This window comes from Burkholderia sp. AU16741 (assembly GCF_002223345.1).
GTDB classification, from domain to species: Bacteria; Pseudomonadota; Gammaproteobacteria; order Burkholderiales; family Burkholderiaceae; genus Burkholderia; species Burkholderia sola.
In genome coordinates this window covers 125,594-137,265 of record NZ_NKEZ01000002.1, presented here as the reverse complement: position 1 = coordinate 137,265, position 11,672 = coordinate 125,594, and the positions used below count along the sequence as shown (strand labels likewise).

13 protein-coding genes are annotated in these 11,672 nt (G+C 64.8%); 3 read left to right on the top strand and 10 right to left on the bottom strand.

The window, feature by feature from the left end; all coding sequences use genetic code 11:
- Nucleotides 1-35 precede the first annotated feature (35 nt).
- From tssG to CFB89_RS01960, 7 genes are all read right to left on the bottom strand, one after another.
- Nucleotides 36-1,136 carry a type VI secretion system baseplate subunit TssG gene (gene tssG, locus CFB89_RS01990; protein WP_089466531.1) on the bottom strand — a complete coding sequence of 367 codons (1,101 nt, stop codon included), beginning with the start codon at nt 1,134-1,136 and terminating at the stop codon, nt 36-38.
- A complete protein-coding gene (gene tssF / locus CFB89_RS01985) occupies nt 1,100-2,935 on the bottom strand; it encodes a type VI secretion system baseplate subunit TssF (protein ID WP_089466530.1) in 1,836 nt (611 codons plus the stop codon). The genes tssG and tssF overlap by 37 nt, the downstream gene beginning before the upstream one ends.
- A 76-nt stretch (nt 2,936-3,011) precedes the next feature.
- Entirely contained in the window at nt 3,012-3,497 is a 486-nt protein-coding gene (gene tssE / locus CFB89_RS01980; protein WP_089466529.1) for a type VI secretion system baseplate subunit TssE, read from the bottom strand.
- A gap of 62 nt (nt 3,498-3,559) precedes the next feature.
- Entirely contained in the window at nt 3,560-4,063 is a 504-nt protein-coding gene (locus CFB89_RS01975; RefSeq protein WP_006477093.1) for a type VI secretion system tube protein Hcp, read from the bottom strand.
- A gap of 70 nt (nt 4,064-4,133) precedes the next feature.
- Entirely contained in the window at nt 4,134-5,624 is a 1,491-nt protein-coding gene (tssC, locus tag CFB89_RS01970) for a type VI secretion system contractile sheath large subunit (RefSeq protein ID WP_006477094.1), read from the bottom strand.
- Between the two features lie 15 nt (nt 5,625-5,639).
- Nucleotides 5,640-6,155, bottom strand: a complete 516-nt coding sequence (tssB, locus tag CFB89_RS01965) for a type VI secretion system contractile sheath small subunit (protein ID WP_006484395.1) — start codon at nt 6,153-6,155, stop codon at nt 5,640-5,642.
- A 46-nt stretch (nt 6,156-6,201) separates the two neighbouring features.
- Nucleotides 6,202-6,837, bottom strand: coding sequence for a M48 family metallopeptidase (locus tag CFB89_RS01960; RefSeq protein ID WP_089466528.1), 636 nt, complete (start codon nt 6,835-6,837; stop codon nt 6,202-6,204).
- 373 nt (nt 6,838-7,210) lie between these two features.
- Here CFB89_RS01960 and tssJ point away from each other — a divergent pair, with 373 nt between their 5' ends.
- The 3 genes from tssJ to icmH all read left to right on the top strand — a co-directional run bounded on the left by tssJ (nt 7,211) and on the right by icmH (nt 10,050).
- Nucleotides 7,211-7,822: a type VI secretion system lipoprotein TssJ gene (tssJ, locus tag CFB89_RS01955; protein WP_089466527.1), complete on the top strand. Its 612-nt coding sequence runs from the start codon at nt 7,211-7,213 to the stop codon at nt 7,820-7,822.
- 102 nt (nt 7,823-7,924) lie between these two features.
- Nucleotides 7,925-9,271: a type VI secretion system baseplate subunit TssK gene (gene tssK, locus CFB89_RS01950; protein WP_089466526.1), complete on the top strand. Its 1,347-nt coding sequence runs from the start codon at nt 7,925-7,927 to the stop codon at nt 9,269-9,271.
- On the top strand, nt 9,268-10,050 hold the full coding sequence (gene icmH, locus CFB89_RS01945) for a type IVB secretion system protein IcmH/DotU (RefSeq protein ID WP_089466525.1): 783 nt from the start codon (nt 9,268-9,270) through the stop codon (nt 10,048-10,050). Before tssK ends, icmH begins: the two co-directional genes overlap by 4 nt.
- 113 nt (nt 10,051-10,163) lie before the next feature.
- On the opposite strand, the gene CFB89_RS01940 is transcribed toward icmH, so the two are convergent.
- The 3 genes from CFB89_RS01940 to CFB89_RS01930 all read right to left on the bottom strand — a co-directional run bounded on the left by CFB89_RS01940 (nt 10,164) and on the right by CFB89_RS01930 (nt 11,581).
- On the bottom strand, nt 10,164-10,505 hold the full coding sequence (locus CFB89_RS01940) for a hypothetical protein (RefSeq protein WP_089466524.1): 342 nt from the start codon (nt 10,503-10,505) through the stop codon (nt 10,164-10,166).
- 22 nt (nt 10,506-10,527) lie between these two features.
- Complete coding sequence (locus tag CFB89_RS01935; RefSeq protein ID WP_179233361.1) at nt 10,528-10,932, bottom strand: Imm1 family immunity protein; 405 nt, start codon at nt 10,930-10,932, stop codon at nt 10,528-10,530.
- A gap of 67 nt (nt 10,933-10,999) precedes the next feature.
- The gene (locus tag CFB89_RS01930; protein WP_144030053.1) at nt 11,000-11,581 is read right to left on the bottom strand and encodes a hypothetical protein; all 582 of its coding nucleotides are present in this window, start codon (nt 11,579-11,581) and stop codon (nt 11,000-11,002) included.
- Nucleotides 11,582-11,672: the final 91 nt, after the last annotated feature.

Sequence of the window (11,672 nt, the reverse complement as noted above, 5' to 3'; positions counted from 1 at the left end):
TCGATCTCAGGTTCGATTGCGTGTTGTTGTTAGGGTCAGTGAATCACGTGCAGCTCGTAGCGGGCGTCCGAGCGGTCCTCGGCCGCGTCGCGCGTGCACAGGAACGCATCCCAGCCGAGCCGCGAACCCGCGCCGAGCATGCTCGCGCCGACTTCCGTGCGCTTGAGCACCAGCTTCACCTCGTACTCGAGCGTGACGCCGGCGAGCAGCGTCAGCATTCGCTCGAGCGCGACGGCGTGCGCGCCGCCGGGCAGGAACGCTTCGTAGTCGCGCTTGGACAGCGGGCCGACGACGATCCGCGCGCGCATGTCGCGCTGCCACACGCGCTCACCGACGAGCGCCGTCGCACCGAGCACCGCGTTGACTTCGCCGAGCATGCTCAACTGGTCGGGCGGCACGTCGTACCACTTGCCGACGAACTGGTCGATCTTCACCGGCACGCGGAAGTAATCGGACAGCGTGCGCTGCAGGTAGGCGGCCGACATCGGCCGGTGCCGCGCGGCGAGCGCGTAGCCGGCCACGGCTTCGTCGAGCACGCCGCCGGGGCCGGCCGCGAGACTGTCGCGCACCTCGTCGCTCGGCACGCCCGCGATCGCGAGCAGCAGCGGCAGGTAGCGCTCGTCGCGGTCGAGTTCGTAATGGAACGGCAGCCGGTATTTCTTCCACGCCGCATAGAACAGCGCGGTCGCACGGTTCGAGAACACGTCGAAGAACGCGCGCGCCGCGTGGTCGCGCCTCAGATGCTCGCGCGCGACGATCTGCTCGGTGTAGTGCAGCGGCAGCGCACCCTGGCCGCCGAGCAGCCCGAAGAACGCGGGCGTCAGCTCGACGCGGCCGAGCTCGCCGGCAGCCAGCGCGGCGCCGCGCTGTTCGTCCGAGTTCAGTGGCGCGCCGTCGCCGTCGAACGAGCGCGCGCCCTCGATTTCGCTCGGCGGGAAACCAAGCGACAGCGTGTTGCGGAATGCGATGCGCTGCGCGACCACGTCGCCCTGCCGCCACGCGCCGGGCGCGTCCGACGCCTGCCGCGCGAACAGCCCTTCGAGCACGCGCACCGCCTGGAAGAACTCGAAGCGGTGCGGCTCGTCGAGCAGCGCGTCGACTACGCCAGGATCGATTCGCCGGTTCGGGGCTTGCATCGAATGATCTCCTCGCCGGTGCGCTTCGACACGACGACCAATTGAATGAAACTGTTGAGATGGACGTACAGCCCGAAGAAGCTGTCGAGCACGCGCACGAACGACGCGAGGCTCGCGCCGACGAAGTGTTCCTCGTCGATCGTCAGCCGGATCTCGATACCGCGCACGAAAGTCGCGAACGGCTTGCCGGGCAACCACTGCACCGCGCCGCGCTGCTCGACGCCGGCCAAGCCGTCGATCTGGCGCATCGACACGGCCGTGCGTCGCAGGTCGTACAGCGTGAGCATTTCCTTCAGCGGCGCGAGACCGTGCGCGACGAGCGACACGTGGTTGAGCGCGAGGTGCGACACGAGCCGCCAGTGCGCGGCGCGGCCGCGCTCGAAGCGCACGCTCTGCGTCGGGCGGCGCAGCATCGAGATGCCGCTCGTCTGCGCCCCGCCTTCCTGGAACAGGTCCCCGCCTTCGAGGCCGAACGCCAGCATCGCCGGCAGGTCGCGGTTCGTGCAGGTCAGGTCGAGGCTCAGCGTGTCGGTTTGCGGCGACGTCGGCTCGAAGTCGATGTCGACGATCGAGATCTCGGTTTCGTAGCCGGGGCTCTTCTGCGCGACCCAGTCGTTGCGGCGCGCGAACCAGTAATGGCCGATCCGCGCCGATTCGCCGTGATGCAGCGAATAGAACGGCCGGAACTCGATCACCGATTCCTCGTGCGCCTGCTGCCGGACGAGCTTCACCGAGTCGATCGAGTACACCTCGTACGCGAACGCGCGCCGCGCCTCGGCGATCACCGGATACGACACCGCGCGGTGCGTGATGCGGATCGGCTCGCCGTGCTGGCGGAACAGATTGACGATCGGCGTGCAGAACAGCCGGAAATGGCTCGCCGTCAGCAGCTCCAGCAGCCGCGCGACGTGCGAATCGCTGCGCACGTCCTGCAGCACGAGATGCAGCGTCGCGCGCTGGCAGCGGCCCGATGCGCGTGCGATCGCCGCGAGGTCGAAGTCGACGAAATCGAACTTGTCGGGGAACGCGAAGTATTCGGTGAGCAGCCGGTACGCGGGATGCGATTTGGCCGGGTAGTCGATCAGCGCGTCGTCCTCGGCGAAGCCGGCCTGCGCGATCGGCAGCTTGCGCAGCGCGGTCCAGCGGCCGTTGCGCTCGGGCTCGACATACGCGCCGAGCACGTTGACGAACAGGCAGTCGGTCAGCGCGGCGACGAACGACTGCTCGCCGTGCAGATGGGCGCGCAGCGTCGACAGTTTCAGCGCGCCGAGATCGAGTTGCGCGGCGAGCGATTCGAACGTGATCGAGATCACGCCCGTCGCGTTCGACGGCAGCACCGTCGCGCTCGGCGCGAGCGCGACCGGCGTATAGCGCGCCTCCGAGATGCGGATCGGCGCGAGCGTCACGTCGTAGGCGGTGCGGAACCGGCATTGCACGCCGCGGATCGGGCGGCTCTTCAGCTCGGTGCCGCGATCGATCACGACCGGCTCGGTCTGCTGGCCGGGCGAAGCCGGCGTGAACTGCGCGATCGAGCACGACGGGAACGGCCGCAGGTAGTGCGGATACAGCACTTCCAGCAGCGCTTCGGTGAATTCCGGGTAGTCGTCGTCGAGCTTCTTGTTGATGCGCGCGCCGAGCAGCGCGAACGATTCGATCATCCGCTCGACGTGCGGATCCTCGCAGTGCTCGCCCGACACCGCGAGACGCGCGGCGATCTTCGGATAACGTTCGGCGAAATCGCGCGAATAGCGCCGCAAAAACGATAATTCGCGTTCGTAATACGGCAGCAATTCTTCCATCGACGACCCCGAACCTCAATATTTCCTGCCGGACCTGATTGACCACCGGGCGGTCCGGCCCGCTCGGCGGCTTGATTTACTGCATTCGGGCCGCGCGTGCGCGCGTGACCGAGTACTGCAGCGTCGACGGTTGCAGCATCGCGTCGAAACTCACCGGCTCCTCGGCCGGGTGTACGACGAGCAGTGCCTGGATCGCGAAGTAGAGCGCGTTGGTGGCCTGCTCGTTCAGCTCGAACGTCACCTGCACCTGCTGCAGGCGCGGCTCATGGCGCGCGATCGCCTGCTGGATCGACTTGCAGATGAATGCGCGATCGTAGTGGCTCGCGAGGCTCAGCCCCGCGAAATCGTTCAGCCCGTAGGTCAGCACCGACTTCTGGCATTCCGGCAGCGCGGCCAGCTCGTTCTCGGTGTGGGCGATACGGGTGTTGAGGATCGCCTCGACGTCGCGGGCGACCGTGGTCTTGAGCTCGTCCAGCGACAATTGCCGCATCGCTGCCGAGGCCGGCAGGTGCGGTTCGTCGTCGAACAGCTTGTCGAGAAAACTGGGTTCGAATCGTTTCATCGGCCGGTGTGGACGGCGAAAACGGCAACGGGACGCGAAGCGCCCCGTTGCCGCAACCGACCTTAAACCGCGTAGGTCTTGTCGTTCTTCGTCAGGCTCCAGGCGCCTTGCGTGTTGCCGCCCTGGTTGCCGCCGATCTTCTGCTGGGTTTGCTTCCACTGCACGGCTGCGTACTTCAGCGAGAACGTCTCGAGGGGCAGACCTTCCTCGCGAACGCTCGGGGCGATGCTCGAGATGATCACGTACTTGAGCTTGACTTCCAGATACTGCACGCGCTTGCCTTCACCGTCCGCGCGCGAGAAATGGACCGTCACTTCGTCGAACGTGGTGCCGCCCGAAGCGTGTTGGTACAGCAGCGGGCTCGACGAATCGATTTCCTTCGTGAAGATCATGTCGCCGTGCTCGCAACGCGTCATCGTGTGACCGCCAGCGGTCGATGCGGTTGCCGAACGCGGCTGAACGATCGAGTGATCCCACGATTTCAGTTCGATCCAGCCCTGGTGGTCCTTGTCCGCGGATTCGCCCTTCACCGCGGGACTACCAAACTGCAAGTGCATATGTAACATGGCCCTTCGACTCCCCAAAGAGGTGGTTTTAACGTCCTACCCAGGCGGCCCGCCCGGGCGATTTGCTCGCTTATGAATTTGCCGGTTTGGGCAGATCAGCGACAAGTCGCAGAGAAATCGAGAGTTCGTCGAGCTGAAAGTGCGGGCGCAGGAACGCGACCGAACGATACGAGCCCGGCTTGCCCGGAATCTCCGACACTTGTATGGATGCCTCGCGCAGCGGAAATTGCGCTTTCTGTTCCTGCGAGGCGTTGTCGTCGAGCAGGACGTACTGCGAAATCCACCGGTTGAGGAAAGTCTCCACGTTCTGCGCCGATGCGAAGCTGCCGATCTTGTCCCGCATCATCGCCTTCAGATAGTGCGCGACGCGCGATACCGAGAAGATGTACTGAAGCTGGGCGGACAGGACGGCGTTCGCATTCGCGCTGTCGGTGCTGTATTTTTTCGGCTTCTGCACCGACTGCGCAGCGAAGAACGCGGCGTAATCTGAGTTCTTGCAATGGACGAGCGGGATGAAGCCGAGATCGCTCAGCTCCTTCTCGCGGCGATCGGTGATCGCGATTTCGGTCGGGCACTTCAGCGCGACTTCACCGTCGTCGGTCTTGAACGTGTGGGTCGGCAGATCCTCGACGAGGCCGCCGCCTTCGACGCCGCGAATCGCCGCGCACCAGCCGAAGTCGTCGAACGCGGCCGTCAGGCGGGCCGCGAAGGCCCATGCCGCGTTGCACCACAGGTACTTGTCGTGATCGGTGCCGTCGACGTCCTCGACGAAGTTGAAGTTCTCCGCGGTCTGGCCGTCCTTCGGATTGAACGGCAGGCGGCCGAGGAAGCGCGGCAGCGTCAGGCCGACGTAGCGCGAATCCTCGGCGTCGCGGAACGACTTCCACTTCGCGTATTCGACGGTGTCGAACACCTTGCCGAGGTCGCGCGGCTTGCCGAGGTCGGAGAACGACTCGAGGCCGAGCAGTTCCGGCGACGCCGACGCGATGAACGGCGCATGCGCGGCCGCGGCGACGTGCGACATCTGCTCGATGAAGTACATGTCTTCCGGCTGGCGCGAGATCTCGTAATCGCCGATCAGCGCACCGAACGGCGAGCCGCCGAACGTGCCGAATTCCTCTTCGTAGACCTTCTTGAACAGCGCGCTCTGGTCGAACTCGCTCGCCCCCTTGAAGTCGCGCACGAGGTCGCGCTTCGGCGCGTGCAGCGCCTTGATCTTGATCGTCTGGCCCGTGTTGCTTTCCTTGACCAGATAGTCCATCCCGCGCCACGTGCTTTCGAGGCGCTGGAATTCCGGCGCGTGCATCACGGCGGAAAGCTGCGTGGAAATCAGGCGGTCGAGTTCCGCGACGCGCGCATCGATCGTGGCCGACAGGTTGTCCGACACGATCACCGTGCCGTCGAGCACCTGGTGCACGAGTTCGCCGATCAGGTCCTTCGCACGCGCATGCTCGGAATCGGATTTCGCGACCTTGCTCTTCTCGACGATGTCGTCGAGCAGCGAAGTCCCGGCGGCGTATTCCGCGCCGCTCGCTTGGGCCGCAGCCGTTTGCTGGTTCATCTCAACACTCCGTCGTCATTCGCCGTCTTTGTCGCCGCCGGTGCCCTTCGCGAGCTCCTGCAGCTGCTGCGTGTTCTTCAGCACCTCGGACAGCAGATCCTCGAGCTTGTCGTTGCCGGCGAGCTTGTTGCGCAGGTCGGCGAGCTTCGAACGCGCCTCGAGCAGGCGGCGCAGCGGCTCGACCTGTTCGACGACTTCGTCCGGGCTGAAATCCGACAGCGAGCGGAACTTCAGGTCGACCGCGAACTTGCCGCCTTCCGGGCTCAGGCGGTTTTCCACCTGGAACGCGGCACGCGGCTCGATCGCCTTCATCACGTCGTCGAAATTGTCGCGGTCGATATTGACGAACTTGCGGTCGCGCAGCTTCGGCTGCTCGATTTCGGACTGGCCCGCCAGATCGCCGACGACCCCGACGACGAACGGCAGTTCCTTCACCTCGATCGCATCGCCCTTCTCGACCTCGTAGGTCAGCTGGACGCGCGGCGGCCGTATTTTCTGCAAGCTTTTCTGAATGCTTTCTTTCTTGGCCATCTCGACGGCTCCCAGGTTAGTTGTGGTTATCGCGTCAGTTGCGGTTTCAGTTGCGCAGTGCGCCGAACGGATCCGCGCTGCCCTTTTGCGCGGCGGGCGGCGTCGGCGTCGGGGCGGCGCTCGCGGCCGTGTCCGCGGCCGGTGCGGCCCCCGCCTTCGGACGATGAACCGTACGGCGGCCGGTGTACTTCTTCGCCTGCACCCTCTGCTCCGGCGGGAACAGCGCCGACTCGCCGAGCGTGTCGCGCAGTTGCTTCGCGAGCGCCTGCGCGTCGGACTTCGCATCGCCCGCGAGCGACGCATCCTGGCGCAGCTCGCCGAGCGACTGCGTCGCGATCCGCAGGCCGGCGACGGCCAGCACGCTCTTCGCCTGACGATCGGTCGCGTCGCGCTGCAGCGCTTCCTGGGCGGCGACGATCGCCTGCCCGTAATGGTTTTGTGCGAACTGGATTTGCGCGATGCGCGACCACGGTTCCTCGCGCGTCGGATCCGACTTCGCGAGCTGCTGGTACAGGCCCAGCGCCTTGTCCTGATCCCCTGCCTTCGCGACGGCGTCTGCATCGGCCAGCGACTTGTTGAACACTTCCGCAGTCGGCGGCGCGGGCGGCTGGCTCGCACAGCCGGCGATCACGCCGCAAGCCACCACCACCCCAGACAGTTTTGCGAACAGACGGTCTTTCATCGTTATATCCACCGGCGCGTGAGTTTTAAATCGTTGAGAATCTGGTTCTTTTGCTTTGCAAGAAGCGCGCGGGTATAGTACCGATCAATTTTTCATAATTCAATCGTCGTGTGAAGAGTAATTCCTTTTAAAACCGGGCGCTACCCCCTCGAATGGCCTATCGTTGCGGGCTCGCAGCGGTTTTCCCTCGGGCCGGAATGCGCAAGTTTTACTGGTCCCACGACACGCCGCCGGGGCGGCGGAAAAAATTTCCGGGCGCTTGCCACGACGCAGGCGTGCTTGATAGTTGAGCGATGCAACGTCGGGGATACGCAGCGAACGCGGCAATGCCCGGCAGTTTTGACAGGGATAAAGGCGGCACGCCGGAAAAACGATGAGATCGTCCATGATTCGCTACGCGCTGCCGCTGCTTGCGTGCGCCCTTCTGGCCGGATGCGCGGCCGCCCCGCTGCTCGGCTCGGCCGCGAGCGCCGTGATGTCCGCGGCCGGCATCGGCAAGCCCGAGGTGCCCGACGCGCAGAAGCCGCCGCGCAACATCGGGCTCACGCTGGCCGCCGCGCCGAACCTGAATGCCGCGACCGACCACAAGCCGCTCGCGCTCGTCGTCCGGCTCTATGCGCTGAAGGACCCGACCTCGTTCCAGCAGGCGCCGTTCGACGCCTTTACCGATCCGACCAAGGAAAAAGCCGCACTCGGCGCCGATCTGCTGAACGTGCGCGAAATCACACTGATTCCGGGCCAGCGCTATACGGCAACCGAGAAAGTGTCGCGCGAGGCGCAGGCATTCGGTATTGTCGCGCTGTTCCGCGATCCCGCACTGCAACGCTGGAAACTGACGTTCGATCCGGCGAAGTCGGAGAAATCCGGCATAATCATCGGCCTGCATAATTGCGCGATGACGGTCACCGACGGGACGGTCATCGCACCGCAACAGGGTGCGCCTTCGCAACCGCTGAATATGCTGTCTTCGGTCTCCTGCGGTTAAACATGACGCACGAATGTCAATTAACAAGAGTTAACAATTGGCGATTTAATTCGGGCACGAACAAATCGATTACGTCGCAACGCCACATTAACCGGATTTGACATGAGTTATTCGGCCAAGGTGCTGTGGGGGGAAGGACTGTTCCTCCGGCCTCAACACTTTCAACGGCAGGACGCGTACCACGAGGCGCGCCTGTTCGAATCCATCCAGGCGATCCAGCCGTACAACTGGGGCGTGCGTTCGGTGCGCATCGATCGCGACGCGCTGGGCAGCAACGTGCTGCGGGTCGCCGAGCTCGCGCTCGTGTTCCCGGACGGCGCGCTGTATGCCGCGCCGCAGGCCGACGACCTGCCGCCGCCGATCGCGCTGGATACGTTGCCCGACGGCATCAACGAATTCGTGTTCTATCTCGCGCTGCATCCGCTGCGCGAGAACGGCACCAACTACAGCGACGATCCGGCCGCCGGCTTCATGACGCGGTTCGTCAGCGAGCAGACGAGCGTCGCCGACAACTTCACCGACGCCGCCGAAGCCGACATCACGTTCCTGAAGACGCAGGTCAAGCTGATCGCGCACAGCGAGCCACGCGACCAGTTGCTGTCGGTGCCGCTCGTGCGCGTGCGCCGCACCGCGACGTCCGGCTTCGAGATCGACGACAGCTTCGTGCCGCCGTGCCTCGCGATCGACGCGTCGCCGATCCTGCACCAGCGGCTGCGCCAACTGGTCGACGCGCTGCAGGCGAAGGTGAACGCGCTGTACGGCTTCCACCGAGAGCCGTCGAAGAACATCATCGAATTCCGCTCGGGCGACATCGCGTCGTTCTGGCTGCTGCACACGGCGAACGCCGCATTCGCGACGCTCGCGCACCTGCACCAGCACGCGGCGCTGCATCCGGAACGGCTGTTCCAGGAACTGCTGCGCCTCGCGGGCCAGCTGATGACGTTCTCGAAGGGCTATACGCTCGCCGACCTGCCCGTCTACCGCCACGACGATCCGGGCCCGAGCTTCGCGCGTCTCGACCTGATGCTGCGCGAACTGCTCGACACCGTGATCTCGACGCGCTATTTCGCGATCACGCTCGACGAGGTGCGCCCGTCGTTCCACCTCGGCCGCCTCGATTCCGGCAAGATCGACGACAAGACGGAGTTCTACCTCGCGGTGTCCGCGGACATGCCGAGCGTCGAGCTCGTCGATGCGGTGCCGGCCCGCTTCAAGGTCGGCGCGCCCGACGACGTCGACAAGCTCGTGCTGTCGGCGATGCCCGGCGTGCGGCTGTCGTATACGCCGCAGGTGCCGCCCGCGATTCCGGTGCGCCCCGGCGCATGCTACTTCGCGCTCGATTCGCGCAGCCCGCTGTACGAGCGCATGCTGCAGGCCCAGTCCGCGATGATCTATGCGCCGACTGGCATCAATGACCTGAAATTCGAACTGATCGCGGTCACATCATGAGCTACGCGCCTTCCCTGTTCGGCGACAACGTGCCGCCGCCCCTGCATAGCCCGGCGTCGACGGACTCCGCGTTCCAGGCCCGTTCGCTGCTCGATTTGCTGTACGACGGGTTCTTCATGCTGTTCCTGCTCAAGAACAAGCGGGAGCCGGACAGCGCCAGCGAGTTCAGCACGCGAATCCAGGAGTTCCTGTCGGATTTCGAGCGCGGCGCGAAGAAGCTGAATATCGCCGCCGAGGACGTATACAGCGCGAAGTTCGCGTTCTGCGCGGCGATCGACGAGATGGTGCTGTCGTCGCAGTTCAAGATCCGCGCGGACTGGGAACGCCGGCCGCTGCAGCTCGTGCTGTTCGGCGAGCAGCTCGCGGGGGAAAAGTTCTACCAGTATCTCGAGGAAGGTCGCGCGCAGGGTGCGGCGCGGCTGCAGTCGCTCGAGGTATTTCACATGTGCCTGCTGCTCGGGTTCCAGGGCAAGTATCTGCTCGAGGGGCCGGAGAAGCTCGCTTATCTCACCGCGCGGCTCGGCGACGAAATCGCGCACATGAAGGGCAAGCGCGCTGCGTTTGCTCCGCATTGGCCGCTGCCGGATCAGATCGCGCATCGGTTGAAGCGGGAGGTGCCGGTCTGGGCGATCGGGGCGGTGTTTGCGCTGGTGGCCCTGCTTGGGTATCTCGGGCTCAACACGTATCTGAAGGACAAAACGCTACAGACGTTGGCGCCTTATTCGCAGGTGATCAAGGTGGGCCCGGAGTCGGCTAATTTGACGATTTCGTTGCCGTAACAGGAGCGCGTTTTTTCGAATGCCGCTTCATGGAAGAAGGACCGCGTGGCGGTCCTTCTTCGTTTTTACCGGCTTCCTCCGGACAACGGAAAGATCGATCGCATACCGATACGTCACGCCGTCCAGACATCTTCATAGCCCGCATCGTCGATGATGAAGCGTGCGCCGGGCGGCAACCGCAGATAGGGCAGAACCGAGGGCAGGCAGGTCGACAGGTGCGCGGCATGCAGCGGCTGATAGAAATCGTCGGCGTCCGAGTATTCGCCGCAGTGGAAGAACCAGCCGACGTTGTCGCCTTCGGACAGCGCGATGCGCGTGCCATAGACAGGCATGCGCCCGAGCGTCGACATCGCGACGGCAACCCTCTCTTCGGGCTCGGCGGCGTGCAGGCCGTAGCGCGCGCAAATCGCTTCCTGTTGCGCGCGCAATGCTGCCGGATCGTCTGCCCTATTCATTTCCTTCCTGTCCCGCGGCGAATCAGCCGGGTTGCCAGCATAACCGCGGATCGGCGCCGCCGGTCGATACGAAATAGGCTGCCGCCTGCGTCGCCGTCGCGCGATCGACGCACTGCCGCGCCGAATAGCTGCCTCGTTGGCCGCCTGTGACGAGTTCGATCACGTCGTCCGCCGGTGCTTCGGGTGTCGTCAGGTTCAGCAACGCGGCGTCGATTTCCGATGCGATGAAGACGACGTATCGGCCGTCGTGGCCGCCGCCGATCGTCATCACCGTTGCGTCGTTTGCGTCCAAGGCGACGGTCGAGCGATCGCGGCCGTTCAGCCGTTCGACGGCCGCGATCGCTTGCGCGGGGTCGTCGCACGGCGCTTCCGTCACGTGCGATCGGTTGCCGATGATTGTTTCCTCGATCACTTTCGTCGTTCGCATTCGAATTCGTGCTGCCGAGTTACCCGCGCCCCTGACGTGCACGTTGCCCGACAGGGGCCGCGTGCGCTCAACCGCCGACCATCTCCATGAAAACCGCTGCTTCCGCATCGGGCAGCGCATCGCCGATCCCCGAGCGGACCTCCGCGATGAATGCCGGCAGGATTTCATACGTGTCGTCGACGATATCGCGCGAATGCTTTCCGATATACAACTCGCACCAGATGCACAACGCGTGAGCGAAATGCGTGACGGTTGGCGCGACGCGCGACGGAGCCCAGGCGCCGGCGCCGTGGCGGCCGAACAGCACGTCACCCGCCGGTACGACGATCACGGGATCGCCGCCCAGTTGGCCCAGCACGGTCCAGTCGTCGTGCCATCCGGCGAGGCGCCGGCCGCACGCATCGACGCGATAACCGACCTGGCCACCCGCGAGGCTCGCCGCATTGCCGTACAGCAGCAGGTCGTCGGCGGTCCAGGGAATCGACAGATCGACGCCATCGAGCGCGTTGAACCACGCGGTAATGGCAGCGTCGACGGGCATGTCCTCGGCGGATACCGCATGACCGCACACCGATGTGTCGATACCTGCATTCGGCTCGGCCATGTCGCGAATCGCGACGATGAACGGCTTCAGATCCCGGTCGCGCATCGTGCCTCCGATCGACATCACGCGTTCTCTATTCGTTCGAAACCGATGCCAATTTCGCACCGTCCATACCAAAACATGCCGCCGTGCCGCC

Coding starts and splice junctions, on each gene's coding strand:
- tssG (WP_089466531.1), bottom strand. CDS start 1,136: ATGCAAGCCCCGAACCGGCGAATCGATCCTGGCGTAGTCGACGCGCTG.
- tssF (WP_089466530.1), bottom strand. CDS start 2,935: ATGGAAGAATTGCTGCCGTATTACGAACGCGAATTATCGTTTTTGCGG.
- tssE (WP_089466529.1), bottom strand. CDS start 3,497: ATGAAACGATTCGAACCCAGTTTTCTCGACAAGCTGTTCGACGACGAA.
- CFB89_RS01975 (WP_006477093.1), bottom strand. CDS start 4,063: ATGTTACATATGCACTTGCAGTTTGGTAGTCCCGCGGTGAAGGGCGAA.
- tssC (WP_006477094.1), bottom strand. CDS start 5,624: ATGAACCAGCAAACGGCTGCGGCCCAAGCGAGCGGCGCGGAATACGCC.
- tssB (WP_006484395.1), bottom strand. CDS start 6,155: ATGGCCAAGAAAGAAAGCATTCAGAAAAGCTTGCAGAAAATACGGCCG.
- CFB89_RS01960 (WP_089466528.1), bottom strand. CDS start 6,837: ATGAAAGACCGTCTGTTCGCAAAACTGTCTGGGGTGGTGGTGGCTTGC.
- tssJ (WP_089466527.1), top strand. CDS start 7,211: ATGAGATCGTCCATGATTCGCTACGCGCTGCCGCTGCTTGCGTGCGCC.
- tssK (WP_089466526.1), top strand. CDS start 7,925: ATGAGTTATTCGGCCAAGGTGCTGTGGGGGGAAGGACTGTTCCTCCGG.
- icmH (WP_089466525.1), top strand. CDS start 9,268: ATGAGCTACGCGCCTTCCCTGTTCGGCGACAACGTGCCGCCGCCCCTG.
- CFB89_RS01940 (WP_089466524.1), bottom strand. CDS start 10,505: ATGAATAGGGCAGACGATCCGGCAGCATTGCGCGCGCAACAGGAAGCG.
- CFB89_RS01935 (WP_179233361.1), bottom strand. CDS start 10,932: ATGCGAACGACGAAAGTGATCGAGGAAACAATCATCGGCAACCGATCG.
- CFB89_RS01930 (WP_144030053.1), bottom strand. CDS start 11,581: ATGCGCGACCGGGATCTGAAGCCGTTCATCGTCGCGATTCGCGACATG.